This is a genomic window from Mesorhizobium sp. P2_E6, from assembly GCF_056403835.1.
The window spans coordinates 271,167-297,821 of the sequence record NZ_JBFUEQ010000007.1; the positions used below are offsets into that span (position 1 = coordinate 271,167).

The following is a 26,655-nucleotide window of genomic DNA, read 5'->3' on the forward strand; positions in this document are numbered from 1 at the left end:
ATAGGTGCTGCCGGGAACGAAAAGACGCCTCAAAGCTTTACCGGGGCATGTTCCCCTCAGTTGCTCGGTAGTCCTCAATTCCGGCATGAAAATGTCTTGAAACRGGGATTGCGGAGCAGGCCATCAAATGGATAATTGACAGCATGAAGAGAGTTCGCAAGGCAGTCTTCCCGGTCGCCGGTCTCGGCACACGGTTTCTCCCGGCCACCAAGGCCATCCCCAAGGAAATGCTGACGGTCGTCGACCGGCCAGTGATCCAATATGTGGTGGATGAGGCGCGCGAGGCCGGTATCGAGCATTTCATCTTCGTCACCGGCCGCAACAAGGCCGTCATCGAGGACCATTTCGACGTCCAGTTCGAGCTCTATGACACGCTGGCCCAGCGCGGCAAGGACGACCAGCTCGCCCGCCTGCAGCGCCTGCAGCCTGCGCCAGGGCAGACCAGCTTCACCCGCCAGCAGGTGCCGCTCGGCCTTGGCCATGCCGTCTGGTGCGCGCGCGAGCTGGTCGGCGACGAACCGTTCGCCCTTTTGTTGCCCGACATGATAATGCAGTCGGAACAGAGCTGCATGAAGGACATGGTCGAGCTCTACCAGGAAACCGGCAACAACATCATCGCGGTGCAGGAATGCGACCCGGCCGAAGCCCACAAATACGGCATCGTCGGCCGTGGCGAGGACACGCATCACGGCTTCCGCATCACCGAGATGGTGGAAAAGCCGAAGACCGGCACCGCACCGTCCAATCTCTACATCAACGGCCGCTACATCCTGCAGCCCGAGATATTCAAGATCCTGGAAGGCCAGGAAAAGGGCGCCGGCAACGAGATCCAACTCACCGACGCGATGCTGAAGCTGGAAAAGCAGCAGCCCTTCTATGGCTACCACTATCAGGGCCGTACCTTTGATTGCGGATCGCCGGAAGGCTTCGTCGAGGCCAATGTCGCCTTCGCGCTGTGGCGCAGCGACATGAACGAGAACATGGCCGGCGTCATCCGCACGCTTCTCGACGAGCTGAAACCATCAGAGCGTCGCGGCGCCGCTTTCTAAGGCTATGTCGATATTCAGGTGAGGCCGGCCTGCGAGCGACGGTTTCCTGCGCTTCCGGTGCTGACGTACCCAACGTACGCTCCGCTCCGGTTCTCGGAATCCATCGCTCTCGACTCGGCCTGATCTGAATCTCGACATACGCTTCCTGGCGCAGTGCTCAGCGCTGCACCTTCACGCCGAGGAAGATGCTGTTGGCGGTGTAGTCGCGGCCCGGCAGGTTGCTGGTCAGCTTTTCGGTCCTCACCCGGGTGGTGAGGCCGGCATAGCGGTTCAGCCACCATGTCAGGCCGGCCTCGGCGCTCAGGGTCCTGTCATGGCCGTCGACGCCGACATAATCGCGCCAATCAAGGCCCAGAGCCGCATTTCCGGTGAGGTTGGCGCGGATCTGCCGCTCGCCCGTCAAGCGGCCTGAATAAAGGATATCGCCGCTTTGCCCGGCGATGGTCGTGGGCTCGACGGTGGTCAGGCCGGTCAGGCCGATCGTGGTGCCGCGTTCCGGAGACCATTTGAGGTCGGCGTTGACGGTCGCCCCTGAAATCACTTCGAGCCGATCGTCGTCGATCGCCTCCCGCAGCCAGCCGGCCGAGAATTCGCCCGACAGCTTCTCGCCCATGTCGAGCTCAAGGCCGGCGCGGCCCCCGAGGCGCGTCGAGGAGCGCTCGAAGCCATCGGTGTCGATGCGTTGATCATAGGTCCGGTGACCGGCCTCGATTTCGGTGAAGGGGGTGAGTGCCGGAGAAATCTCGTAGCCGGTGCGCAGGGTTGCCGTATAGAGCGTGGAGTCGCGGTCCTTCTGCGACAACGAGGTGCCGTCCGAAAGCTCGGCGTCGCCATAGAAATCGTGCGTCACCGCGCCGGTCAACGCATAGCGCATCTTGCCAACGTCCTTCTCGATGCCGAGGCTGCCGTCCACGGTCTGCCGCAGCGGCTGCGTGTTGACGCCAGCAATGGCGTCCGGCGAGGAGGCCGATTCCGGCACGGCCTCGTAACCGAGCTTGGCGATGGCGCGCAGCTCATTGTCGAGGTCGACGTTGAGCTGGCCTTCTATGCGGCCCTGCTCATCATGAACCGAATAGCCCGACACGGTCTCGCGGAAAAGGCCGTAGCCGTCGATCGTCGCCGAGTTCTCGCGCCAGTCGGAGGCGGCGGAAAAGCGCAGCGCCGTCTCGGACAGCAGCGCCGACGTGCCGGCACTGCTCGCATCGCCGTTCGAGGTGGCGGTCAGGCCCTGTTCGATCGTCGGCCGAATGACGAAAGAGCCCCATTTGACGCCGGTGGCGGCAAACGGATCGTCCTCGGCCTTCTTGTCCTGGCCTTCGATGGAGGCGGTGCGTTCGGCGCCGCGGTCAAGCTCTTGCCTGTCGACGCTGTCGATGGTGACGGCGCGGCGGTTGGCCGCCTCCTGATCCGTTTCGGTGGTGTCGTCGTCCGTCGTAGAGGTGATGGCGCCCGTGGTCGTGGCGTCCGTGGCCGCGGTCGTCGACTTTTTCTTCCTCGACTTGCCGGTCGCCTTGTCCTTGGCCGGATCCGCCGCACTTTGTCTGGCAGTCGATGGCCGGCGGTGAGGTTTTGGCGGTGCCGCGGCATCGGCGGAGGCATCGTCGGTCGCCGAAGGCGGATCGAACACGCTGCCGGTCGCAGTCGCGGCGCCGGCGTCCGTGTCATCAGGCACCGCGCCGGCGCTGGCCGGCAGGTAGGTTCGTGCCGGCGCATTGTCCTGCGCCGCGTTGACCGGAGCCTGCTGGCCTTGGGCTGCCAGAGCCAGCTGTCTCGCCTTGCGCTGCTGGTCGGACAGGATTGCCGTTTCGGAAACCTCGCCGCGCAGCTCCGTTTCCTGGGCATGGAGCGCCGTCGGGCGCAGCAAGGCAAGCATGCTGGTCGCCAGCAGCAAGGCGCAGGCAGCCTTGCCCTTTCGTCCTCCTGATTTTTCTGGCTGGCCCCCGGACATCGTCACCACTGCTTGCGCGGCGCACGCGCGCCATACTTACCGAACCGTAAATGGGGATGGTTAACGGAGGGTTGAGGCTGGAGGTCGTCAGCGGCCTCAAGTACCGATTTCCAAAGGGTTTCATGCGGCGTGCGTTAGGCCTTTTGATTGCCTGCTTGTCGTTGTCCCTAGCCATCGTGGGGCCATTTCTGTTGGACAGGCGGGCGGCAACGCGCTAATCGCATCAGCCATGCATGCGGGATCCCTGAATAAGAAGCCTTTGGACAGGCAAGCCTCGATCGCTTCGGCACTGAGAACGGTGGCAACGGAGCAGGCTGGTGTCGCGGCCCTTGCCGAGGCACTCGAGAACGGACTGGCTGAGCCTTTCGCCCAGGCCGTCGAGATGATCTCGAAGATCGAGGGTCGGCTGATCGTCACCGGCGTGGGCAAAAGCGGCCATATTGGTTCGAAGATCGCGGCGACGCTGGCCTCGACCGGCACACCGGCCTTTTTCGTCCATCCCGCCGAAGCCAATCACGGCGATCTCGGTATGATTGCCAGGGACGATGCCATCATCGCCATGTCGTGGTCGGGTGAGAGCAGGGAACTGATGGGCATTGTCGCCTATTCCAGACGCTTCTCCATTCCGCTTATCGCCATCACCGCCGGAGAGACATCGGCGCTCGCGCGGGCCGCGGACGTGGTGCTGCTGCTGCCCCGCGCGCCTGAGGCCTGTCCACACGGCCTGGCGCCGACGACGTCGACGCTGCTGCAACTGGTGATGGGCGATGCGCTGGCGATCGCCCTGCTCGAAGCACGCGGCTTCACGCCGGACCATTTCCGTACTTTCCATCCTGGTGGCCAGCTCGGCGCCAACCTGACGCAGATCCGCCAGATCATGCATGTTGGCGACAGGCTGCCGCTGGTGGTCACGGGCACCGGCATGCAGGACGCGATCCTGGAACTGTCGCGCAAGGGATTTGGCTGCGTGGCGATCACCGACTCCGACGGCGCGCTGGCCGGCATCATCACCGACGGTGACATAAGGCGTCACATCGGCAGCAATCTGCTGGCGATGACGGTGGATGAGGTGATGACAAAAGGACCGAAAACGGCGTCGCCGGATACGCTCGTGGCAACGGCGCTGCAGACGATCAACAGTTCAGCCATCACCAGTCTGATGGTGGTGGAAGGCAGACGGCCGGTGGGCCTCATCCACCTGCACGATCTCCTGCGCATCGGCGCAGCCTAGGCGTTCAGACCCGCTCCACGGTCAGTTCCAGATCCGTGTCGGCCGCAGCCGTCACCCGCACCTGCGTGCCTGCCGGCAGGTCCGGGCCGGAGACACGCCACAGCGTATCGCCCAGCTTGATGCGGCCACGCCCGTCCCGGATCGGTTCGGCTAGCGTTGCCATCTTGCCGACCATCTGCGCGCCGCGCCGGTTGAGCAGCGGCTGGTCGGTCGGATCATCGTGACCACCGACCAGCTTCTTGCCGACATAGGCCGAGACCAGCGACAGCGCCAGGAAGGCGAGGACCTGGACTTGCCAGGTCCAGAAACCGGCATCCCAGATCAACAGCGACACCGCGCCGATGATCAGGGCGGCGATGCCGATCCACAGCATGAAGATGCCTGGCGCGATGATTTCCATCACCAGCAGGACGAAGCCCAGAACCATCCAGTTCCACGGGCCGAGTTCGGAAATGATGCGGTCCAACATGGGAGTATGCCCCTCAGTTCTCGCTTGGGCGAACCACCGGCGGGCGTGCGGCCTGCCTTTGCGCGCCGGCCGTGCCATCGCTGCGGAAGACTTCCTTGGCGATCTCGCCGATACCGCCAAGCGTGCCGATCAGCGACGAGGCTTCCATCGGCATCAGCACGATCTTGCTGTTGGTGGCTGTGCCGATCCTGCCAAGTGCTTCGGTGTATTTCAGCGCCACAAAGTAGTTCAGCGCCTGCACATCGCCCTTCGAGATCGCTTCCGACACCACTTGCGTGGCGCGCGCTTCGGCTTCGGCAGAACGCTCGCGCGCCTCGGCGTCGCGGAAGGCGGCTTCCTTGCGGCCCTCGGCCTCGAGGATCTGCGACTGCTTGAGGCCTTCGGCGGCGAGGATCTGCGCGCGCTTGTTGCGCTCGGCCGTCATCTGGCGGCCCATCGATTCGATGAGGTTGGCCGGCGGGTTGATGTCCTTGATCTCGACGCGGGTGATCTTGATGCCCCACGGATGCGCGGCTTCGTCGACGACGCGCAGCAGGCGCTCGTTGATGGCGTCGCGGTTCGACAGCAGCTCGTCGAGGTCCATCGAGCCCATGACGGTACGGATGTTGGTCATTGTCAGGTTGAGGATGGCGTTCTGCAGTCCGGCAACCTGGTAGGCGGCCTGCGCCGCATTGAGGATTTGGTAGAAGGCGATGCCGTCGACCCCGACGATGGCGTTGTCGCGGGTGATGATTTCCTGGCTCGGAACGTCGAGCACCTGCTCCATCATGTTCATCTTGGCGCCGATGCGGTCGACGAAAGGCGTGATGAGATTGAGGCCTGGACTCAGTGTCTTGGTGTAACGGCCAAAACGTTCGACCGTATAGTTATAGCCTTGCGGAATTGTCTTGATGCCTTTGAACAGCACCAGCACGACAAGCGCGACCAGAACAATGACCGCAATATCGAAACCACTGAAATCCATTTGGCTCTCCCTCAGAGGCAGGCCGCGAAAGCCATTCTCGCGCAGCCGGCTTCACCAAAGACTTAAGTGTGTTTCAGGAACGTTACAATCAGGTGATGATGGATTGTTTGTGGGTCTGCTATCGACGGTTGAAGGCAAACAACCCTGCATCCGTGTCGCTCCGCCCGTTGATCGAGGCCGAGACAATCTCGGAAGCGATCTGCGAGAAGGTGATGCCGTTGCCGCCGTAACCCATCACGGCATGGATGCGCGGGTGCCTGGGAATGGCGCCGATATAGGGCAGGCCGGTGGTCGTGGTGCCGAACGAACCGGTCCAGGCGAATTCCGGCCTGACGTCGAGATGCGGGAACAGGCGGCCAAGTTTTTCGGCGATGCTTGCACTCTTGTCGGCGATCAACTCGTCGCGCCGCGTCTCGTCGACAAAGTCCTCGTCCTCGCCGCCGCAGACGACCCTGCCATCTGATGTCGCGCGCATGTAAAGGTACGGGTCCGACGCCTCCCAGATGAACGCTGAGCGCGGCCAGATCTTTCGCGGTTGCGGGCGTGTCGCGATCGCCCATGTCGAGATGATCCGGTGGGCCGCCGCCGGCACGATGTCGACGAGTTCGTAGCCGGTGGCCAGAACAACATGCCGTGCCGTGATGGTGGGCCCATCCCTGGTTGCCACGACCACCTCGTCGGCACTGTCCTCGATCGCCGTCGCTTCGACGGGAGCATAGAAGCGTGCCTTGCGCTGCGAGGCCTTCAGCAGCAGCCCGGCTGTCAGCTTGCGCGGATCAAGCGCGATGTTGCCGTGGCTGAGGATGGCGGCTTCGCGGTCGATGCCGAATTTCTCCGCCAGCGGTGCCGCCGTGAGATAGGTCGCGGCGATGCCTGCCTGTCTTCGAGCGTCGGCTTCGTCACGGAGTTCCGACGGGCCGAGCAGCGTGCCCGCCAGATAGAGCGACGGGTTGCGGCTCGGGCTGCAGTTGATGTCGAGTTCGGCAATGCGGGCAGCGAGGTTGGAAACGGCGAGCCGCGAGCGCCGCCAGGCCTGCTCCGCCGAGGTCTTGCCGATCATCTTCGAGAGTATCGAAAGCGGCTGGTCGATTTCGAACTGCACGAGAGCAGTGGTTGCGGACGTCGAGCCTTTCAGCGGGCCGCGCCGGTCGATGCAGATCACCGCATGGCCGTGCGCCGTCAGCGCCTCGGCCGTCATGGCGCCGCTGATGCCCATGCCGACGATCAGCACGTCAGCCTTGGCGTCACGGGTCAGCGCGGCCGTCGGGACAGCAGGCGCCCGGTAGGCGGACCAGACGGGCCGGCCGCTTCTGAGGTCAAGTTTGCGAGGCATCAAAGTCTCCGGAGGTGCTGCACAACGCCCCGGAGCTTGTGTTGTTCCGGTGTCAGACCCAGCCGGACAGTTCGCGCCGTACCATCGCCTCGATCACCGCCATCCCCTCGGCGCTGTCGTTGAGGCATGGGATGTGGGCGAAGTTCTTGCCGCCCGCGTGATGGAAGGTCTCGGCCGCCTCGCGGCCGATCTCGTCCAGCGTCTCGATGCAGTCGACCGAAAAGCCCGGATTGACGATGGCGATCGACTTCACCCCGTCCCTGGCCAGTTTCTCCACGGTCTTGTCGGTGTAGGGCTGCAGCCATTCCTGCGCGCCGAAGCGCGACTGGAAGGTGATGATCAGTTTGTTGTCATCCCAGCCGAGCCGTTCGCGCAACAGCCGCGTCGTTTTCTGGCAGTGGCAATGATAAGGGTCGCCTTTCTCGAAATAGGGTTTCGGGATGCCGTGAAAGGAGGCAATGACAACCTCCGGTTCGAAATCCAGCGTGGCCAGATGCCGCTCGATCGAACGCGCCAGCGCTTCGATGTAGACCGGTTCATCGTAGTAAGGCGGCACGCTGCGGATGGCCGGTGCGCGGCGCATCTTCATCAGGGCACGAAACAGCTGGTCGTTGGCGGTGGCGGTGGTGGTCGCCGAGTACTGCGGATAGAGCGGGAATGAAAGAATGCGGTCGCAACCCTTTTCGACCAGCCCCTGGGCGATGCTCGCGGTCGAAGGGTTGCCGTAGCGCATCGCCCAGTCGACCACGACCTCGGGCAGGTCGCGCAACGCCTCGGCCAGCTTCTCGCCCTGGGCGCGGGTGTAGGTGCGCAAGGGCGACTCGTTCCTCTCCCGGTTCCAGATCCGGGCGTAGTTGGCGCCCGACGCCTTCGGCCGCCTGGTGAGCACCAGCCCATAGAGGATCGGATACCAGATCGCCTTGTTGAGCTCGATGACGCGTGGATCGGACAGGAATTCACGCAGATAGCGCCACATCGGCTTGAAATCGGTGCCATCCGGCGTGCCGAGATTGACCAGCATGACCCCGACCTTGCCAGCCTTGACCGACGGATGCCCGGCGGGCAACGGGCCGCCGGCCTTCGCGGCTTTGGGATCGGCAGGGTTGGATAGGGTCATACCTAGTCTCCGGATACGGCGCGAAACTAGCGATGCCACGCCAGTTTTCAATGCAGCGTCTGGCCGCACCTTAGCAGGCAACGAAAAAACCCGCCCGGCTTCCCGGGCGGGCGCGTCGTTGAAAGAGGCGCAGCGACGTTACTTTGGCGGGATGGTCAGGGTTGCGCCAAGCGCAAGCCGATGAGGCCTTTGGCCCTTGTTTGCCTCATAGATCAGCTTCCATTTGGTCGCGTCGCCATAGGCCTTCTTTGCCAGATCCCAATAGGTGTCGCCGGCAACGATGACATGGCTGCTTTCGGTCGGCGCGGCCTCTGCCGGCTTTGCCGGTTCGGCGGGGGCGGGCGCCGGTGCCGCTTCCGCAGGCTTGGCCGGTTCCGCGGCCGGTGCGGCCTCAGCGGGCTTTGCTGCTTCGGCAGGCTTGGCCGGCTCGGCCGCCGGCGCCGCCGCGACGGTCGCGGCGATCTCCGTGATGCGGCCATCGAGCTTTGGCGTGTAGGGCCGGTGCGCGCCGAGATAGTCGGCAACCACCTGTTCGAGGCCCGGACCGTAGTCATAGGCGTTCTTGGCCTTGTCGGCGAAGATCTTGTAGCCGTCGCCACCCTGGCGGACATAGTTGTTGGTGGCGACGAGGTAGTCCTTGTCGGGATTGATCGGCGTCCAGGCGCCGCCTTCCATGACTTCCACCGATTTGACGCGACCGGCATTGGGCGCAACCGACTTGTCGAAGGAATATTTCAGGCCGGCGACCTGCGGGAAGCGGCCGGCGCCGTCCTCGATCTGGCTGAGGCCGTTCTCGAGGCCGGCCACCAGGTCCTTGCCGGAAATCTGGAAGGTTGCCAGCGTGTTCTGGAACGGCAGCACGGTCAGCACCTCGCCCATGGTGACGGTGCCTTTGTCGATCGAGGCACGCAGGCCGCCGCCATTGGAGATGACGATCTCGACGCCCTGTCCCTTGACGCGGTCGAGGATGGCGTCGGAGACGAGGTTGCCCATCGCGCACTCACGGGTGCGGCAGTTCTCGCGGCTGCCGTCGATGACGTCGGTGGTCTCGGCCACTTCCTTGTTCTTCAACGCCTCGATCGGCGCGCCAAGCTCCTTGATGCGGGCGAGCACAGCCGGGTCGGGAGTGATCGACTTGTCGAGAAAGATCGGGTCGCCGCTGGCCGATTTGACGACGCCGTTGTCGTCGAACACCACCTTGAATTCGCCGAGATATTTGGAATAGGACGCCGCCTGCACGACCGGCACCTTGTAGCCGTCGGGATTGTCGACCATCGTCGGGTAGGGTCCCTCCGCCTTCGGGTCGGTGTTCGACAGCAGCGAGTGGCTGTGGCCGCCGACGACCACGTCGATGCCCGGGATCTTGGCGATGACGTCGCGCTCGCGCTTGTAGCCGATATGGGTCACGGCGATGATCTTGTTGACGCCTTCGCCCTTCAGCTTCTCGACCTCGGCGGTGATCGACTTGACGTCGTCCTCGATGGTGATGTTGGGGCCGGGGGAAGCGAGTTCCGGGGTGTCATTGGTCACCGCGCCGATGATGCCGATCTTCTGGCCACCGACCTCGACGACAACAGACGGCTTGACGCGGTCGCCGAGCTTGGATTGCGCGTTGGCCTTCACATTGGCGCCGAGCACCGGGAACTTGATCATGTCGAGGAACGGCGCCAACGCCGTCTCGCCATCGTCGAATTCATGGTTGCCGAGCGCCATGGCGTCGAACTTCATCTCGTTGAGGAATTCGCCTTCGACCTTGCCTTTGTAGGTCGTGTAGAACAGCGATCCCTGGAAATTGTCGCCGGCGCTGAGCAGCAGCACGTTCTGGCCTTCCAGCTTCTTGCGTTCCTGGGCGATCGCGGTGATCAGCCGGCCCGCGCCGCCAATGCACTCGCCCTTGGTCTCCTCATCGGCCGAGCAGGTTGATTCATATTTGTTGTTGCCTTCGATGCGGCTGTGCCAGTCGTTGATGTGCAGGATGTTCAGCGTGTAGTCGGCAAAGGATGAGCCGGACGACAGAGCGAGCGTCGAGGCGGAGAGGGCGGCAATGGCGGCAAATTTCTTCATCTTCGTCTCCCGGAAGGCTGATCAGAGGCGTTTAACGCTCTTGCTTGACTGGAACATAACAGTCGGCGTTTGGAACCATGTTCCCATCGCGTTCCAGATGACGCAAGCGGAAATCCGGGGACTTTTGCCGGCATAAAAAAGGGACGGCGGCCGATGGCCGCCGTCCCCTTGGGGAACCGAATACTCGCTGGCTCAGGTGCGCCGTGTCAGCACGAAGTTCTGGCCGCTGGAGCTGGTGCAGTTGAGCTGGCTTGTCGACACCATCAGGCAGTTGAAGCTGACCGCGGTCTGGCGGATCAGCGACGTGCCATTGATCTGCACCGACGTGGCGCCGGTCATGGTGTAGCTGCCATCGGCAAGCTTCTGGCCGGTGTCGGTGGCGACGGTCGTGAAGGTGCCGCTGGCGAAGGTCGAAAGGCCGGTGCCCTTGGCGTCGATCCAGGAGCCTTCGACGCCTTTCGGCGAAGCCGCCATCGGCGGTCCATCCGGGCCGCTGGTCGTACAGCCAGCAAGCCCCACTGCAGTGGCTGCCGCAACGCTCATCCAAACAATCTTGCGCGCAATGTTCATTTTAAAAAATCCTCTCCTCAGTCCGCATCCCTTCAATCGCCTGATTTCCGGGCGATTGCAAGGCAACGAGGCATGCTGACGGGGCTGCTATCGGACGAGGATGTTGCGGAATTGCCACGGGTCGCTGCGGTCGAGGTCTTCCGGGAACAGGCCGGGGCGGTTATCGAGCGGCGTCCAGTCGGTGTAGTGGCCTTCGACCGGTCCCAAATATTGCGACTGCACTTCCAGGCAGCGCTTGTAGTCCATCTCGTCGGCCTCGACGATGCCGGCTTCAGGGTTTTCCAGTGCCCAGACCATGCCGGCGAGAACCGCCGAGGTGACCTGCATACCGGTGGCGTTCTGATAGGGCGCCAGCTTGCGCGCGTCGGCCAGCGAAAGATGTGAGCCGTACCAGTAGGCATTCTTGTCGTGGCCGTAGAGCAGCACGCCGAGTTCGTCGACACCATCGACCAATTCGTTCTCGTCGAGCACGTGGTGCACCGGCTGAGGCTTGCCAGCGGCGCCGAACATCTCGTCTAGCGACAGCATCGCGTCATTGCAGGGATGATAGGCATAGTGGCAGGTCGGGCGGTATTGAACCTTGCCCTTCCTGGAGCGCACGGTGAAGAAATCGGCGATCGAGATCGCCTCGTTGTGCGTGACAAGGAGGCCGTATTGCGGCCCTGGCGTCGGGCACCATGAACGCACGCGCGTGTTGGCGCCGGGCTGCTCCAGGTAGATGGCGGCCTTCGAACCGTGCTTGTGCTTCTTGGCGTTCTTCGGCATCCACGTCTCATGCGTGCCCCAGCCGAGCTCGGCAGGCTGCAGGCCCTCGGAAATGAAGCCCTCGACCGACCATGTGTTCCAGAACACAGCCATCGGCTTCGGCTTCTTGGCGCGCTGGGTGTCGCGCTCGGCGATGTGGATGCCCTTGACGCCGGCCTTCTTCATCAGCTTGGCCCAGCCCTCGCGGTCATCCTGCGTAGGCTCAGAAAACTCGAGGCCAAGATCGGTAGCGAGGTTGACCAGCGCCTGCTTGACGAACCACGAGACCATGCCGGGATTGGCGCCGCAGGTGGAGACCGCCGTCGCGCCGCCGGGCTTGTCGTGCTTTTCCTTGATCATCGCTTCGCGCAGCGCGTAGTTGGTGCGGCTGGCATTGTCGGCCTGGGCATCGAAATAGAAACCGAGCCATGGCTCGACGACGGTGTCGATGTAGAGCACGCCGAGCTTGCGGCAGAGCCGCATCAGGTCCACCGAGCCGGTATCGACCGATAGGTTGATGCAAAAGCCCTGGCCGCCGCCATTGGTCAGAAGCGGCGTCAAAAGCTTCTTGTAGTTCTTCTCGGTCACTGCGTCCTGGACGAAGGCGATGCCGCGCTCGTCGAGCAGCTTGCGGTCGGTGTCGCGTGGGTCGAGGACCGTCATGCGCGACTTGTCGAACGTGAAATGGCGTTCGATGAGCGGCAGCGTCCCCCGTCCGATCGAGCCGAAGCCGATCATCACCACAGGGCCGGTGATCTCACCATAAACGGGCCAGTTTTCATTCGCCATTTTATCGAGCACTCCTCAAAAAACACTCCGGAACAGCCGCTTGGCCGCGGCGCGACAAACCATAGATCATTGTCACAATAAAGGGAAAAGCAGCGAAACGCCTGGGAACGCCGCTGTGGAAGTGCTCGGCGATGCCACCGGGAGGCCATGGCCGCCCGATGGCGGATGTTAAGCCGGCGTCGTATCAGCGAGCGCCGCCGGACGCGTTGATGCGTTCGCCGGTCAGCCACGCCGCCTCGTCCGAGGCGAGGAAGGCCACCGTCGGGGCGATGTCGTCCGGCTTGCCGAAGCGCTGGCCAAGGGGGACGCCAGCGATCAGCATATTGCCGAAATCGGTGCCAACCATACCTTCGGTCATTTCGGTATGGGTATAGCCAGGCGCCACGATGTTGACACGGATGTTGCGGGCTCCGAGTTCTCTCGACAGGCTAAGCGTCAGCGTATCGATCGCCGCTTTGCTGGCCGAATACAGGCTGGTGTTTGGCACCGGGTTCCAGCTCGAGATCGTGCCGATGTTGACGATGCTGCCGCCGGTCTCGGGGAAGTGGCGCATGGCAGCCTTTGTGGTCAGGATCGTGCCCAGTACGTTGGTGTCGAAGAGCCGCCGATAATCCGCCTCGCTGGCTTCCTCGAAAGTGCCAAAGCTGGCGGTCGCGGCGTTGTTGATCAGAATGCTTGGCTTGCCGAATGCGATCTCGGCGGCCTCGAACATCTTCTCGACTTCGGCGGCCTCGGCCACGTCACCCCGAACCGCAGTCGCCTTGCCACCGGCAGCGACGATCTCCTTGACCGTGCGTTCTGCAGCCTCACGGCTGGAGGCGTAGTTAACCACGACGGCGGCGCCTTCCGCCGCCAGCCGTTTGGCGATGCCCGCACCGATGCCTCGCGCGGCGCCGGTGACGATGGCGACCTTGTTGTTGAGCTTGCCCATTTTGGTTCTCCGAATGGATGGATGGATTTGACAATCGACCAATTGGCCATTCCTGGATGGGTCAGGTAGAGTGAGTAATGCCATATAACTAATTCCAAGGTGGAATAGATGGACAGGCTCATGGTGATGAACACCTTCATAAGGGTCATCGAAACCGGCTCGTTCTCGGCGGCCGCGCGGCATTTGCGCGTCGGGCAGCCTGCCGTCTCGAAGGCCATCGCGCAGCTCGAGGAACGGCTCGGCGTTCGCCTGCTGTCGCGCACCACCCGAGGTCTCTCGCCGACCGATGCGGGCCTCAGCTTCTATGAAGGCGCCAAGCGCGCGGTCGACGAGGCCGACGAAGCAGAGAACGCGGCGCGTGGCACTGCGGCGGCGCTCACCGGGTTGCTGCGCATCGGTACGTCGGTAACCTTCGGTCGCCTGCATATCGTTCCGAGGCTGAAAGCCTTCCTGGACGCTCACCCGAGGCTCGACGTCGAGGTGGCGATGGACGACAGGAACGTCGACCTCGTCGAGGAAGGGGTGGATGTCATGCTGCGACTGGGTGAAAGCTTCGCCCCCGCTCAAATCGGGCGCAAGATCGCCACCTGTCGTCGCCTCGTGGTGGCGGCGCCCTCCTACCTGGCACGCGAGGGCGAACCCATCGCGCCCGATGAGCTGTCGCGGCACGAGGCGATCCTTTTCGTCCGAGCAGGCACTTCCAATCGCTGGACATTCCGGCGAGGCGCCGAAGAGGTTTCGCTTGCCGGCCAAGGGCGGCTGCGCGTGACTTCCGCCGAAGGGATACGTGAGGCAGTACTTGCCGGCATCGGCTTCACGGTCGGCTCCGAATGGATGTTCGACGCGGAACTGCGCAGCGGTGCGGTTCGGCCGATCCTGGTCGACTGGGCGCTGCCGCCCGTTGAATTGTGGGCGCTGTTTCCGGCCGGACGCAAGGCCAGCGTCAGGGCAAGGGCGTTCGTTGATTTTCTGGCGTGCAGCCTGTAGCCGGCTTCAGCCGGCCATTGTCTTCAATCGTTCGATCAGCCGGTCGCGGTCCGATGTCAGGCCCTTGTAGTCGAGCTGGTCGAGATCGAGCGCTTCGAGCTGGGCGGCAAAGGACAGTGCGAGCGTCGCCCGGTCCGGGTGCCGATCCAGCACGGCGAGCGGGTCGAGGTGGATGCGGATGGTGAACAGGATGTCGCGCGAGGACGGCAGCTTGCGCAACGTCTGACGCTCCACGCGGATGAAGGCGTGCGCCCTGACGTCACCATCGGGGAAGCGTGTCGGCCGGTTGGTGGCGCGGTCGATGCGCTCGACATTGGACAGCGGATGATAGAGCGCATTGTCGGCCTGGATCGACCAGTTGAAGCGCTCGACTGCCTGGCCCTGGAGGCCGTCGAACATGCGGTTGATCAGCTCGGCTGGGCGGGTACCCGGACCGAAGCCCGGCACCGGCGCGTGGATATCCTGCAGCGGCCGGCCGAACTTCTCGACCAGCAGCCAGGATGAGGGAAAGCACAACGAACCGGCGACGAGCCGCCAGCCGTTGTCGCTACGGCGCATCAGGATCAGGTCTTCCTGGACCAACAGCGAGGCGGCGACGAGCGGTGCGCCGTCGAGACCGGCGGGGATGGCGAAATGGCTCTCCATGCCCACGACTTCGATGCCCGCGTCGGTGCGCCGATAGGTATCGGGAAATCTGTCCGGCAGATGCGTGCCGAGCAATTCCAGCACTTCCTGCTGAGCGTCCCGCGTGCCGTCCTCCTCGACGAAAACCCGCTCGGGGATCTCGGCATAGAGCCGGCGCTTCTCGGCGAGATACGGCAGCAGAAGGTCGTCGACCTCGATCCAGTCTGCCGGATCGAGCGGCTTCAGGCCGATGCTGAAGAGTTTCGACGAGCCGTCATAGGGCGTATGGGTGGGCAGCGCCCCGGCCAAGCTCATACTTCCCTGAAATCGTCCAGGACGGCGGTGGTCAGCCTCGCTAGGAATTCGGTGACATCATAGTCGGCTGCGTTGGCCATGGCGAAGGGATCCGCTGCCAGCCTGGCGTCGAGCACTTCGCGCGGGCATTGCGCGATGATGATGCCGCCGGTTCTCGGTTTCTTCGGGCCGGAGGCGACGAAGATGCCGTCCGCATAGCAGGCCTTCAGCCATTCGATATGGGCCGCCTGCAAGCGGTCGATCTCGGTCAGCGGCACCTTGTAGTTCAGCGAAACGACGAACATAGCATTCTCCCGGTCACGCCAGCTTGGCGGGAATCAAGCCGCGCAGCGAATTGCCGACAAAGATCGTCTTGGCCGACTGCAGATCGCCGTAGCTGTAGATCGCTTCGCGGGCGCGGCCTTCATCCAGAAGCTCGGCGCGCAGTACGCCAGGCAGCAAGCCGCAGTCGAGCCGCGGCGTCGCCAGCATACCATCGCCTAGATCGGCGAATAGGTTGGTGATGGTGCCTTCGCAGATCTCGCCGCGCTCATTGGCCAGCAGCACCTCGTCGGCCTGGGTGATGAGATATTCGGCGCGGGCATGCGTGTAGAGCTGCCGCCGGCTGGTCTTGTGGCGCAGCAGCGTGTCGTGCGAATCGAGCCTTGTGCGCGCCAGCCGCAGCGTCCAGACCTTGTCGGCGGCGAGCGGTTCATAGGGCTGTGCCGAGGCGGTCGCTTCGCCGTCGCGCGACAAAGCCAGGCGGGTGCGCAACGCTATGCCGGATCCGCTGACCGCATTGCCCAGCACGTCGCCGATCCTTTGCGGGTCGCAGACGAAGCCGAGTTCAGCTGCCGAGCCATAGAGGCGAGCAAGGTGGCGATCGAAGCGCAGGAAGCCCGAGCCGGGTTGCCAGCGCATGGTCTCGATCAGCTGGAAGTCGGCGGTGTTCCCGTCGCGAAGCGCGCTTTCAGCAGACACTCCTGATACTCCTCCTCAGCCGTCGAATCGAAGACGACGCCGCCGCCGACATTGTAGACGGCCTCGCCGCCGGAAAAGAGCGAGATGGTGCGGATCGCCACGGAAAAGCGCATCGTGCCGCCGGGTGCGATCCAGCCGATGGCGCCGCAATAGGCGTCGCGCGGCGTGCCTTCCAGATCGTGCAGGATTTCCATGGCACGGATTTTTGGCGCGCCGGTGATCGAGCCGCACGGAAACAGCGCCGCGAACACCTGGCGGATGCTGAGACCCGGCAGCAGTTTTGCCCTGACGTCGCTCACCATCTGGTGGACTGTCGGATAGGTCTCGATGCGGAACAATGCCGGCACGTCCAGCGTGCCGACCTCGCTGATCAGCGAGATATCGTTGCGCAGGAGATCGACGATCATCCGGTTTTCGGCCTGGTTCTTCTCATCGTTGCGCAGGAAAATCTTCTGCCGCTCGTCCTCAGCCTTGGTGGCGCCGCGCGGTGCGGTGCCCTTCATCGGATGCGTCTCGATCATGCCTGCGGCGTCGATCTCGAAGAACAGTTCGGGCGAACGCGACAGCACGATGGGATCACCGAGCGAGACCAGCGCGCCATATTTCACCGGCTGGCGTTCGGTCAGCGCATCGAAGGCGGCGAGCGGGTCGCCCGACCATTGGGCATGAATGGGAAAGGTCAGGTTGCCCTGGTAGCAGTCGCCTTGCCTGATGTGCTGGTGCAGCCGCGAGAACCGCTTCTCGTAATCATCGAGCGACCATGTCGCCCGCGCGTCGAAGATCGGGCCATTGGTCGCCGCTGCGTTGCGGGGCGGCACCGCCTCTTCGACCGGCGCATCGAAAACCCCAAGGCAAACGAGTGGTGTGCGGCGCCCTTTCGGCAGCAAGGGAACCAGCTTCGGTTCGAGCAGATAACCCGCTTCATAGGAAAAATAGCCGGCCAACCATTTGCCGGCGTCGTGCGCCGCCTGCGCCGCCGCCAGCGCCGGGAGGAAGTCCTTTGCCTCATGCGCCACGATAATGTCGGCCGGCCGGTCGAAGACGAGCTCGCGCGCGCTTTCGTCATTGCGGAAAATTGCGGCGGGCAGGGACATGGGACTCGGATGCTGCGCTCAATGAAGCCGTCGACCGCTCTATATGGGGGGCCGCTCGCGCGCAATCGAGGGAACGGCACGCTGCCCCTCAAAGCCGACCTTCTGGGCCGACCTCCGGGGTCAACCTCTGGGTCGATATTGCGGCCAAAAGCAAACGGCGGCGCCTCGGGCACCGCCGTTTGTAACGATCCTGCTCTCGCCGATCAGGTGTTGCTTGCGGTTCCCGCTGTTGGAAACTGCTTGGCGAATTCCGTCTCGTCGCCGGCGGCAAGCAGCTTGGCCTGTTCGATCCAGCGTTCGCGCGCGATGCGGCCGTCGAAGTTCATGACATCCTCGATCCGCTTGATATCGGCGGCTGTCCAGGCGGCGATCTGGGCGAAGCTGGTGACACCTTGTGCCTTGAGTAGCTTCTCGTTGACCGGGCCGATGCCGATCAGCCGGCGCAGATTGTCGGGCTTGCCCGCTGCTGGCTTGGCTGCTGGCTGGGCCGCCGTGGCTTTCGCCGGTGCTGCCGCTTTTGGCGCGGCGCTCGCCTTTGAAGCGCTGGCCTTGGGGGCGCTGGACTTCGGTGCGCTGGACTTGGCGGCGCCGGGTGCTGCCTTGGCCGCCGCGGGCTTCTTTGGCGCCGCTTTGGCCGCCGCCGGCGCCGATTTGGCCGCGGCTGGCGTCGACATCAGGGCAGCCGGCGCCGGGCTCGCGGCCTTTGCCGCGCCGGTTCCTGCGGCTGGCGTCGCCGGCGCTTCGCGCAGCCGGCGCTCAAGGTCGGTGCGGGTCTTGCCGCATGCATCGAGCTCACCGGTCAAGCGGTCGTTGTCGGCGCGCAGCCTGTCGCGCTCGCTGCGCGTGCGGTCGAGGTCGCCGCGCAAGCTGTCGAGTTCACCGCGCAGGCGTCCCCAGAGGAACCAGCCCACCAACACGCCTACCAGGAACGCCAGGAGCATGTAGAAAAAAGTGCCCATTGTCTCTCTCTCCAATCAGATCCGTCTGCCGTGGCATGGGTTCATGACCTTCGGCGAAAGGACTAGTCGATGGTGGTTCCGCGGTTCGCAGAACAGCCGGCTTCGGTTGGAGCTGTCGGCGATCGGCTTTGCCTGCCATGGCCAACGGCCGTTGTCGCGTTCGCCAAGGCGCCGCGGCCGGCTGAGACTTCCCTCGCCGATCGGCATGCGCTCCGGCTGAGCTTGGAAGGAAGGCTATCATAGGGCTTGTGGAAAGCTATCGGAAAACTTCCATGGAGAGTACTTCAAGAACGGATATTTGGGCCAAGAATAGGCCGTCCCAGTATGCGTCCCGGCTAGACTGTTTTGCGAGCAGATGAGACCTACGGGCGCGTTCAAGCGTCGAGTGTTTCCAGCTCGTCGATCAGGCCGCTGATGACGCCAAGCCCGATCTGCCAGAAGGCGGGATCGGTGGCATCAAGGCCGAAGGGCGCCAGGAGCTCGGAATGATGCTTGGTGCCGCCGGCGCGCAGCATTTCGAAATACTTGTCCTGGAAGCCGCGCTCGGCATTTTGGTAAACCGCGTAAAGCGAATTCACCAGGCAGTCGCCGAAAGCATAGGCATAGACGTAGAAGGGCGAATGGATGAAGTGCGGGATGTAGGTCCAGAAAACCTCGTAGCCTTCGCGCAACTTGATCGCCGGCCCGAGGCTTTCGGCCTGCACTTCCAGCCAGAACTGCCCGAGCCTGTCGGAGGTCAGTTCGCCATTCCTGCGCTCGGCATGCACTTTGCGCTCGAATTCGTAGAAGGCGATCTGGCGCACGACCGTGTTGATCATGTCCTCGACCTTCTGGGCGAGCATGGCCTTGCGCTCGCGCCTGTCGGTGGTCTGGTCGAGCAGCGAGCGGAAGGTCAGCATCTCGCCGAAGACGGATGCCGTCTCGGCGAGCGTCAGCGGCGTCGAGGCCATCAGCGCACCCTGGCCGCTGGCCAGCACCTGATGCACGCCGTGGCCAAGCTCATGCGCAAGCGTCATCACATCGCGCGGCTTGCCCATGTAGTTGAGCAGGACATAGGGATGCGCCGACGGCACGGTCGGGTGCGCGAAGGCGCCGGGCGACTTGCCCGGACGCACCGGCGCGTCGATCCAGTTGCGGTCGAAGAAGGTTCGCGCGATTTCCGCCATGTCGGGCGAAAAGCGCTGATAGGCGGAGAGCACGGTGTTCCTGGCCTCGTCCCAGCCGATAATCGCCTGCGGCGTATCCGGCAACGGTGCATTGCGGTCCCAGTGGTTCATCACCTCCATGCCCAGCCAGCGCGCCTTCATCTGGTAATAGCGGTGCGACAGGCGCGGATAGGCGTCGCGAACGGCGGATGCCAGGGCATCGACCACCCCGCGCTCGACGCGGTTGGCGAGGTGGCGTGAATCGGCGATGTCCTCGAAGCCGCGCCAGCGGTCGGAAATCTCCTTGTCCTTGGTCAGCGTGTTGGTGATCAGCGTGAAGGTTCGCAAATTCTTGCGGAAGGTCGCTGCCAGCGCCTCGGACGCCTGCCGGCGCACGTCGCCGTCGGCATCCTGCAAGCGGTTCAGCGCCGGCTCGAGCGTCAATTCCTCGCCGTCTATATCGAAGCGAAGGTCGGTCATCGTCTCGTCGAACAACCGGTTCCAGGCACCGCGTCCGGTGATCGATTTCTCATGGAAAAGCTGCTCGACGCGGTCTTCGAGCTGGTAGGGCTTGTCCTTGCGCAGATCGAGCACCCAGGGCCGGTAGTGGCCGAATGCGGGATCGCCGGCAAGCGCGCCTTCGATCGCGCCGTCATCGATCAGGTTGAGTTCGAGCGCGAAGAACAGAAGGTGCGCGCTGGCGTCGGTCATCTTCTCCTGGATGTCGCCATAGAGCTTGGCGCGCTGCGGGTCGGCGGTGTTTCCGGCATAGACCAGCCCGGCATAGGAGACGATGCGGCCAATTAGTTCCTCCAGGGCCTCGTAGGCGACAAGCGCCTCGCCCAGCCTGCCGGCGCTGCCACGCTCGGCCTCGGCGGCCAGCGTACCCTTCCAGCGGGTCTCGAAGCTGATCGCGTCGGCTGCGGCCTTGGCGATGTCGCGCTTCAGTTCCGGCGCCTCCATGCCGGCATAGAGATCGGCAAGGTTCCATTCCGGCAGGTCGCCAAGCTCGGCGGCGCCCTGACCGGAGGCTGGCGCCGTTAGCCGCCGAGCAGAAACCATGTGCCCAGAAACCATGTGCATCGCCGATACCTTCCGTGGCCGAGGTTCAAAGGGGAAACGAGAAGCCGGTCAAATCCTAAGGAATTCATTCACCGGGTTTTTTGAAACCTTATTTAGAACCCTGTGCCAAGATGGTCCACAGGGCAGAATTCCTCGGGCGGGCATAGTCGTACCAGTCATGACAGGTTCCATACTCATAGTCGATGACGATCCCGTGCAGCGCCGGCTGCTCGAAGCAGCCGTGACGCGGTTCGGCCATGCGGCAACCGTCGTCGACGGCGGCGCGGCCGCACTCGATGTCCTCGACGGGCCCGGCGCCCGCCAAGTTTCGGTGGTCATCCTCGATCTGGTCATGCCCGGTCTCGACGGCATCGGCGTGCTTAAGGCGATGCGCGAGCGCGACATAAATGTCCCGACGATCGTGCAGACCGCCCAGGGCGGCATCGAGACCGTGGTTTCGGCAATGCGTCACGGCGCCTTCGATTTCGTCGTCAAGCCGGCCTCTCCCGACAGGCTGCAGGCGTCGATCGCCAATGCGCTCAAGGTCGAGGCGGTCGAGGGCGAGGTCAAGCGTACGTCGCGCCGGCGTGGCGGGCTTTTGACCTTCAAGGACATGGTCACGCACAGCCCGGCCATGGACAGGGTGATCCGCCTCGGCCAGAAGGCGGCGGCATCCAACATCCCGATCCTGATCGAGGGCGAGTCCGGCGTCGGCAAGGAACTGGTGGCGCGCGCCATCCAGGGCAGCGGCGACCGCCGCTCGAAACCCTTCGTCACCGTCAATTGCGGCGCCATTCCCGACAATCTGGTCGAATCGATCCTGTTCGGCCATGAGAAGGGCTCGTTCACCGGCGCCACCGAGAAGCACACCGGCAAGTTCGTCGAGGCGCATTCGGGAACGCTGTTTCTCGACGAGATCGGCGACCTGCCGCTCGACGTGCAGGTCAAGCTGCTGCGCGCCGTGCAGGACGGCGAGGTCGACCCGGTCGGCGGACGCTCGACCGTCAGGGTCGACATCAGGCTGATTTCGGCGACGCACCGCAACCTCCTGCAGCAGGTCAAGGACGGCAAGTTTCGGGAGGATCTGTTCTATCGGCTGAACGTCTACCCGATCTTCGTGCCGCCGCTGCGCGACCGCCGCGACGACATCCCCTATCTGGTCAAGCATTTCATGGAGAAGGTGGCGCCAGCCGACCCGCGTCATCGCCTGCAAGGGATTTCTGCTGCGGCCCTTGCTGTGCTGCAGGCCTATGACTGGCCGGGAAACATCCGGCAGCTCGAAAATGCCGTCTTCCGGGCCTCGGTGCTTTGCGAAGGCGATGTGCTGACCACCGAGGACTTCCCGCAGATCCGGGCGCAGGTGGAAGGCACGGTCAATCTCGACGCCGACGGCGTTTCGCCGTCTGCGTCCTTGCCGCTGGACACGGAGCCGGGCGAGGAGGAAGTCTCGTCAGGCGAGGCTGTCTTGGCGATTGAGCCCGATCCGCTGGCCAGGCTGCAGCCTCGCTTCGGCACGTTGCGGGCGCTCGACGAACGCGGCAATGTGCGCGCTCTGGCCGATGTCGAACTCGAGATGATCAAGCTCGCCATCGACCACTATAACGGCCAGATGAGCGAAGTCGCCCGCCGCCTCGGCATCGGCCGCTCGACGCTTTACCGGAAGCTCAAGGAATACGGCATCGACCCGGAGACCGGCCGCGTCGACCGGCTCGCTTCCTAGGTGTGTTGAGAATCAGGTGATGCCAGCCTGACCTCAATCTCGACACACCCTGGAGCGCATAATCTCTCCCGAAAACCAGTTTCCACCATCGCTTTGCCGAGCTTCGGTTCGGGATTCATGCTTCGGACGCAAGGCCGGAGCCAGCTTCCAATGCCAGAATCCGCCCTATATCGGGTTTCGGCGGGAATGTGGCAGGCCTATGGACAGGCCTGTTCACGCATTAAGGCTAGCGGTAACAGATCGTGTTTCGAGCAAAGGCGGAAACATGATCTAAACCAGCGGTTTACCAAGAAAACCGGTGAACAATTTTTGACGGGATATCGCCACGGTGTTACCGCATTTTGGCTTCAATAAGCGATGATTAACCATTAGGATCGATATTCGGATGTGATAACGACACATCCGTTTGGACAAATCCGGGGACAAACGGCAGCCTGCAGGGCCTTTTGATTTGAACAGAATCGAACGACACACAAACGGGCGGCACCATCACGTGAGCGTCTGGCCGAAATGGCTGGCGGCGTTGATTGTCGCATTTGGTTTTGTTGCCGCGGCTGCAACTGGCGCCAGCGCCGAAACACGTTCGCTGAAGCTCTATCACCTCCATACGCACGAGAAGGCCGAGATCGTCTACAAGCGCAATGGCCGCTACGTTCCGGAGGGTCTGAGGAAGATCAACATCATCCTGCGCGACTGGCGCCGCAACGAGCCGACCAAGATGGATCCGCGCCTGCTGGATCTGGTCTGGGAAGCCTATCGGGAAAGCGGTGCCACGGACTACATCCAGGTCGTCTGCGGTTATCGCTCGCCGTCGACGAACTCGATGCTGCGCAGCCGCAGCAGAGGCGTCGCCGAGAAGAGCCAGCATATGCTCGGCAAGGCGATGGACTTCTACATTCCCGGCGTGCCGCTGAAGAAGCTGCGCAACATCGGCCTCAAGATGCAGGGTGGCGGCGTCGGCTACTATCCGACATCCGGTTCGCCGTTCGTCCATATGGATGTCGGCAATGTGCGTCACTGGCCCGGGATCAGCCGGCAGGAGCTGGTGAGCCTGTTCCCCAATGGCAAGACGCTGCATGTGCCGAGCGACGGCAGGCCGCTGCCAGGCTTTGAGCAGGCGCTCGCCTCCTACAAGGCGCGCAAGGGTGCAGGCGCGCCGGCCATCGAACTGGCCAGCGCCGGCGGCAGCAGCAAGAAATCAGGTGGGTTCCTGTCGGCTTTCTTTGGCGGCGGCGGCGACGACGAGGCCGACGACAGCGCCGATGTCGAGACCGCTTCGGCGGCACCTCCGCCCAAGGCTAGAAATCTGCAGCCGGCCGCGACAGCCAAGACCAGCAACCTCCCGGGCATCGCCATCGTGGCGCCGGAGAATGCCAAGCGCGCGGAGATTCCGCAGGTGGCCGAGGAGCAGGCTCCGGAGCCGGAAAAGGATACGCCGGAGACGATCATCGCGGCGCTGCCGGCCCGCAGCATTCCGCTGCCTGATTTTGCACCGCGGCCGAAGGCTGATGTCGGTGCCCAGTCGCCTGAGAACGTTCCTTTCGCCATGGCGGATGCGACAGCGACCTCGGATGCGGCAACCACCACCGAGCAGGCCGTGGCGACAGCACATGCGCCGGCGAACGTGCCTTTCGGCATGGCCGATCCGTCGGCCGCTCCGGCCCCGGCCCCCGCACAGGTCGCCGTCAACAACGTACCGTTGCCGACATGGCGCCCCGACGATTCGCTGCCGGCCGCTCTGGCGCCGCCGCCCAGCAAGGACGTGCTGATGGCGCTGGCGGATACGGCTGAGCGCGGCAGCGCCGCGACCGACGCCCTCTCGGCGCTGCCCAGCGCGCGGCCCGACGTAGCAAGGCCGGACGAGGTGAAGGCCGTGCTCGACGAGGCCAATGCCCGGGCCGGTGCTGCGGCCGACGCGTACCAGGTCGCTTCCTTGTCCTTGTCCCAGGCGCGTTCGGCTTTCAACGATCCGTCGGGCGCCGATGCCGCATCGCCGCGTGAGGCTGTCGTTGCCCGCCCGGCCGGCACCGATCCGGCCGCCGCGATCGGCGCTGGCGTCAAGACGACCCGCAAGGAATCGAGAGCCACCGCCCGCGACTTGAAGCCTGGTCCCAAGGCCATGGTGGTTGCCGCCGCGCCGCAGGCCGCCCGCTGGGCGCTGACCAGCGGCGAACATGTCGCCACCGTTTCAAGCGCCACGACAGCACCGGGCTACGCCTACAGCATCGTGCATACGCCGCCGAGCGAGGTCTACACGGCTGGCTTCCAGTCGGGCGACCAGATGGCCGATGCCAACCGCTTCACCGGCAACGCAGTCAAGTTCCTGTCGGTCGCCCGCTTCCAGACCAAGTAAGCGACCAGTCGATCAACAAAGCCGCGTCGGGCAACCCGCGCGGCTTTTTTGTTGCGCAGGCGGGGCCAATGGCGCCGCCGCCATTGGCCGCGATCACGCCGGTCTGACATTGCCGTGAGCTTGGAACTTGCTCAGTCCTTCAAGGGTTTCTCCCCTGTTCGTTCAAACCCGGGGATATCCATGAAGAACATTCTACTGGCATCGGTCATTGCTTTGGCAACTGCTTCAGCGGCCATCGCTCCCACGCAGGCAGAGACCGTTGTCGTGAAGACCCACGACCATATGCACATGATGAGGAAGCACTGCCGGACCAAGGTGGTCACGCATTGGGCTCACCACCGCAGGGTGGTGGAAAAGATCAGGGTCTGCAACTGATCGGCACGAAACTCAATCGGCAGAACCCGGTCGACGCAAGTCGGCCGGGTTTTTCATGCCGAGACAAAAAGCCCTATTTTGCCAGCTTGCTCGCCGCGCGTGCGAGAGCCTCGATCTCGTCCCACTTACCGGCCTTGACCATGTCGTCAGGCGCCACCCAGGAGCCGCCGACGCAGACGACGTTGGGCAGGCTGAGATACTCGGCCGCGTTCTTGCCGGTGATGCCGCCGGTCGGACAGAATTTCACATCGGCGAGCGGCGAGGCGAAGGCCTTCAGCGATGCGATGCCGCCCGACTGCTCGGCCGGGAAGAATTTGAGGAAACGCAGGCCGGCTTCCCGAGCGGCCATGATCTCGCCAGGCGTGATTGCGCCGGGCAGCAGCGGAACGTCGCTGTCGGCCGCTGCCGCCAGAAGCTCGCGGGTGATGCCGGGGCTGACGATGAAGCGCGAGCCCGCTGCCGCCGCCTCTTCGAACTGTCGCGCATTGAGAATGGTGCCGGCGCCGACGATGGCGTCCTTGACCTCAGCCGCGACCCGCCGGATCGCTTCCAGTGCATCGGCGGTCCTGAGCGTGATCTCGATCGCCGGCAGGCCGCCACGCGCCAGAGCGCGGGCCAGCGGCACGGCATCATCGACATTGGCGATCTTCAGCACCGGGATGACCGGCTGGCCGTTGAGGAGCGACAGGAGTTTTTCGGTCTTGCTGGGCATCTGTCTCTCCGTATCGTGGGACAATTCAACCGATTAGCAGACGGGTGTTTTTCTGTCCATGAAACGAAGCGTGTCGCGATGTCACGCGCCGTGGGGCGACGATAGCGGCCATTGCCATCAAAACGATGACGGGCTGACGAAGCCGGTGCGCCTTGAATCGGCTGCCATGAGCGTCTAGTTGGCTTGGCAATGACATTGTCCACGCCGACTGGCCCCATCCGTGTCGCCGCGCTCTACCGGTTTGCCCGGCTCGACGCCTTCGACGAATTGCGTGCGCTGCTCGCCGCTTTCTGTTGCGGGCGTGGCATCAAGGGCACCTTGCTTCTTGCGCGCGAGGGCATCAACGGCACCGTCGCCGGCAGCGAGACGGCGATCGCCGAACTCATCGATTATCTCGAAGCCATCGACGGGCTCGCCGGCCTCGAGGTCAAATACAGCAGCGCAGCAGAAACGCCGTTCCACCGCATGAAGGTGCGGTTGAAGCGCGAGATCGTCACCATGGGTGTCGGCGACATCGACCCGGCGACGAGCGCCGGCACCTATGTCGCGCCGGCCGACTGGAACGCGCTGATTTCCGAGCCCGATACAATCGTCATCGACACGCGCAACGCCTATGAGGTGTCGATCGGCACGTTCAAGGGCGCGGTCGATCCGGCAACGGCAAGCTTTCGCGAGTTCCCGGCCTGGGTGGAAGCAAACAGGGCGGAACTCGAGGGCCGCAAGGTGGCGATGTTCTGCACCGGCGGCATACGCTGCGAAAAGGCGACGGCCTACGTCAAGTCGCTCGGTTTCGAGGATGTCTTCCACCTCAAGGGCGGCATCCTCAAATACCTGGAGGAGGTTCCGGCCGAACAGAGCCTGTGGCAAGGCGAGTGCTTCGTGTTCGACGAACGCGTTTCGGTGTCGCACGGCCTTGCCGAGGGCGACGCCGAACTCTGCCGCGCCTGCCGCCATCCGCTGACGCCGGGCGACCTGACGTCACCGAAGTTCGCCACCGGCGTATCATGTCCGCATTGTTTCGATGCGCGTTCCGACGAGGACCGCCAGCGCTACGCCGAGCGTCAGCGTCAGGTCGAACTTGCGCAAGTACGGGGCCGGGGCCGGCATATCGGATCCTGATCCGGGCTTCGGCCACTCGCC

23 protein-coding genes are annotated in these 26,655 nt (G+C 63.8%); 7 read left to right on the plus strand and 16 right to left on the minus strand.

The features are described from left to right. Positions 1 to 143 precede the first annotated feature (143 nt). Entirely contained in the window at positions 144 to 1,049 is a 906-nt protein-coding gene (galU, locus tag AC1D08_RS19680) for a UTP--glucose-1-phosphate uridylyltransferase GalU (protein ID WP_457150800.1), read from the plus strand. A gap of 157 nt (positions 1,050 to 1,206) precedes the next feature. On the opposite strand, the gene AC1D08_RS19685 is transcribed toward galU, so the two are convergent. Continuing rightward, positions 1,207 to 2,997 (minus strand): outer membrane beta-barrel protein, encoded by a 1,791-nt coding sequence (locus tag AC1D08_RS19685; protein WP_457150799.1) that lies wholly within the window; start codon positions 2,995 to 2,997, stop codon positions 1,207 to 1,209. Between the two features lie 229 nt (positions 2,998 to 3,226). Here AC1D08_RS19685 and AC1D08_RS19690 point away from each other — a divergent pair, with 229 nt between their 5' ends. Continuing rightward, entirely contained in the window at positions 3,227 to 4,228 is a 1,002-nt protein-coding gene (locus AC1D08_RS19690; protein WP_477423784.1) for a KpsF/GutQ family sugar-phosphate isomerase, read from the plus strand. A gap of 4 nt (positions 4,229 to 4,232) precedes the next feature. On the opposite strand, the gene AC1D08_RS19695 is transcribed toward AC1D08_RS19690, so the two are convergent. The 8 genes from AC1D08_RS19695 to AC1D08_RS19730 form a co-directional block, all read right to left on the minus strand. Continuing rightward, entirely contained in the window at positions 4,233 to 4,697 is a 465-nt protein-coding gene (locus AC1D08_RS19695) for an NfeD family protein (protein WP_457150797.1), read from the minus strand. Positions 4,698 to 4,710: 13 nt separating this feature from the next. After that, positions 4,711 to 5,661 (minus strand): SPFH domain-containing protein, encoded by a 951-nt coding sequence (locus AC1D08_RS19700; protein WP_095084570.1) that lies wholly within the window; start codon positions 5,659 to 5,661, stop codon positions 4,711 to 4,713. A 118-nt stretch (positions 5,662 to 5,779) separates the two neighbouring features. Continuing rightward, positions 5,780 to 6,994 carry an NAD(P)/FAD-dependent oxidoreductase gene (locus AC1D08_RS19705; protein ID WP_457150796.1) on the minus strand — a complete coding sequence of 405 codons (1,215 nt, stop codon included), beginning with the start codon at positions 6,992 to 6,994 and terminating at the stop codon, positions 5,780 to 5,782. Between the two features lie 52 nt (positions 6,995 to 7,046). Next, positions 7,047 to 8,111 (minus strand): ferrochelatase, encoded by a 1,065-nt coding sequence (hemH, locus tag AC1D08_RS19710; protein ID WP_457150795.1) that lies wholly within the window; start codon positions 8,109 to 8,111, stop codon positions 7,047 to 7,049. A 138-nt stretch (positions 8,112 to 8,249) separates the two neighbouring features. Next, positions 8,250 to 10,175, minus strand: coding sequence for a 5'-nucleotidase C-terminal domain-containing protein (locus AC1D08_RS19715; RefSeq protein WP_477423787.1), 1,926 nt, complete (start codon positions 10,173 to 10,175; stop codon positions 8,250 to 8,252). Between the two features lie 192 nt (positions 10,176 to 10,367). After that, positions 10,368 to 10,745 (minus strand): outer membrane lipoprotein Omp10, encoded by a 378-nt coding sequence (omp10, locus tag AC1D08_RS19720; RefSeq protein ID WP_457154080.1) that lies wholly within the window; start codon positions 10,743 to 10,745, stop codon positions 10,368 to 10,370. An 87-nt stretch (positions 10,746 to 10,832) separates the two neighbouring features. Then, positions 10,833 to 12,278 carry a homospermidine synthase gene (locus AC1D08_RS19725; RefSeq protein WP_095084565.1) on the minus strand — a complete coding sequence of 482 codons (1,446 nt, stop codon included), beginning with the start codon at positions 12,276 to 12,278 and terminating at the stop codon, positions 10,833 to 10,835. 184 nt (positions 12,279 to 12,462) lie between these two features. Further along, positions 12,463 to 13,209, minus strand: coding sequence for an SDR family NAD(P)-dependent oxidoreductase (locus tag AC1D08_RS19730; RefSeq protein ID WP_095084564.1), 747 nt, complete (start codon positions 13,207 to 13,209; stop codon positions 12,463 to 12,465). A gap of 108 nt (positions 13,210 to 13,317) precedes the next feature. Here AC1D08_RS19730 and AC1D08_RS19735 point away from each other — a divergent pair, with 108 nt between their 5' ends. Beyond that, the gene (locus AC1D08_RS19735) at positions 13,318 to 14,196 is read left to right on the plus strand and encodes a LysR family transcriptional regulator (protein ID WP_457154081.1); all 879 of its coding nucleotides are present in this window, start codon (positions 13,318 to 13,320) and stop codon (positions 14,194 to 14,196) included. A gap of 6 nt (positions 14,197 to 14,202) precedes the next feature. Here AC1D08_RS19735 and AC1D08_RS19740 read toward each other — a convergent pair whose 3' ends face one another. From AC1D08_RS19740 to AC1D08_RS19765, 6 genes are all read right to left on the minus strand, one after another. Next, the gene (locus tag AC1D08_RS19740; RefSeq protein ID WP_477395349.1) at positions 14,203 to 15,135 is read right to left on the minus strand and encodes a heme-dependent oxidative N-demethylase family protein; all 933 of its coding nucleotides are present in this window, start codon (positions 15,133 to 15,135) and stop codon (positions 14,203 to 14,205) included. After that, on the minus strand, positions 15,132 to 15,419 hold the full coding sequence (locus tag AC1D08_RS19745) for a YciI family protein (RefSeq protein ID WP_477423789.1): 288 nt from the start codon (positions 15,417 to 15,419) through the stop codon (positions 15,132 to 15,134). Before AC1D08_RS19745 ends, AC1D08_RS19740 begins: the two co-directional genes overlap by 4 nt. Before the next feature lie 13 nt (positions 15,420 to 15,432). Continuing rightward, positions 15,433 to 16,095, minus strand: a complete 663-nt coding sequence (locus AC1D08_RS19750) for an aminotransferase class IV family protein (protein ID WP_457151439.1) — start codon at positions 16,093 to 16,095, stop codon at positions 15,433 to 15,435. Then, positions 16,044 to 17,189, minus strand: a complete 1,146-nt coding sequence (locus AC1D08_RS19755) for an aminodeoxychorismate synthase component I (protein ID WP_457151438.1) — start codon at positions 17,187 to 17,189, stop codon at positions 16,044 to 16,046. The genes AC1D08_RS19750 and AC1D08_RS19755 overlap by 52 nt, the downstream gene beginning before the upstream one ends. Positions 17,190 to 17,392: 203 nt before the next feature. After that, complete coding sequence (locus tag AC1D08_RS19760) at positions 17,393 to 18,148, minus strand: proton-conducting membrane transporter (protein ID WP_457151437.1); 756 nt, start codon at positions 18,146 to 18,148, stop codon at positions 17,393 to 17,395. A gap of 374 nt (positions 18,149 to 18,522) precedes the next feature. After that, entirely contained in the window at positions 18,523 to 20,355 is a 1,833-nt protein-coding gene (locus tag AC1D08_RS19765) for a M3 family oligoendopeptidase (protein ID WP_457151441.1), read from the minus strand. Between the two features lie 178 nt (positions 20,356 to 20,533). Here AC1D08_RS19765 and AC1D08_RS19770 point away from each other — a divergent pair, with 178 nt between their 5' ends. From AC1D08_RS19770 to AC1D08_RS19780, 3 genes are all read left to right on the plus strand, one after another. After that, positions 20,534 to 22,075, plus strand: a complete 1,542-nt coding sequence (locus tag AC1D08_RS19770) for a sigma-54-dependent transcriptional regulator (RefSeq protein ID WP_457151436.1) — start codon at positions 20,534 to 20,536, stop codon at positions 22,073 to 22,075. A gap of 493 nt (positions 22,076 to 22,568) precedes the next feature. Continuing rightward, the gene (locus AC1D08_RS19775; RefSeq protein WP_457151435.1) at positions 22,569 to 24,428 is read left to right on the plus strand and encodes a peptidoglycan L,D-endopeptidase MepK; all 1,860 of its coding nucleotides are present in this window, start codon (positions 22,569 to 22,571) and stop codon (positions 24,426 to 24,428) included. A 180-nt stretch (positions 24,429 to 24,608) separates the two neighbouring features. After that, complete coding sequence (locus AC1D08_RS19780; RefSeq protein WP_457151434.1) at positions 24,609 to 24,803, plus strand: hypothetical protein; 195 nt, start codon at positions 24,609 to 24,611, stop codon at positions 24,801 to 24,803. 73 nt (positions 24,804 to 24,876) lie between these two features. Here the strand turns inward: AC1D08_RS19780 and AC1D08_RS19785 are convergent, their stop codons facing one another. Further along, a complete protein-coding gene (locus tag AC1D08_RS19785) occupies positions 24,877 to 25,515 on the minus strand; it encodes a 2-dehydro-3-deoxy-phosphogluconate aldolase (RefSeq protein WP_457151433.1) in 639 nt (212 codons plus the stop codon). 189 nt (positions 25,516 to 25,704) lie between these two features. On the opposite strand from AC1D08_RS19785, the gene trhO reads away from it, so the two are divergent. Next, entirely contained in the window at positions 25,705 to 26,634 is a 930-nt protein-coding gene (gene trhO / locus AC1D08_RS19790; RefSeq protein WP_457151432.1) for an oxygen-dependent tRNA uridine(34) hydroxylase TrhO, read from the plus strand. Positions 26,635 to 26,655: the final 21 nt, after the last annotated feature.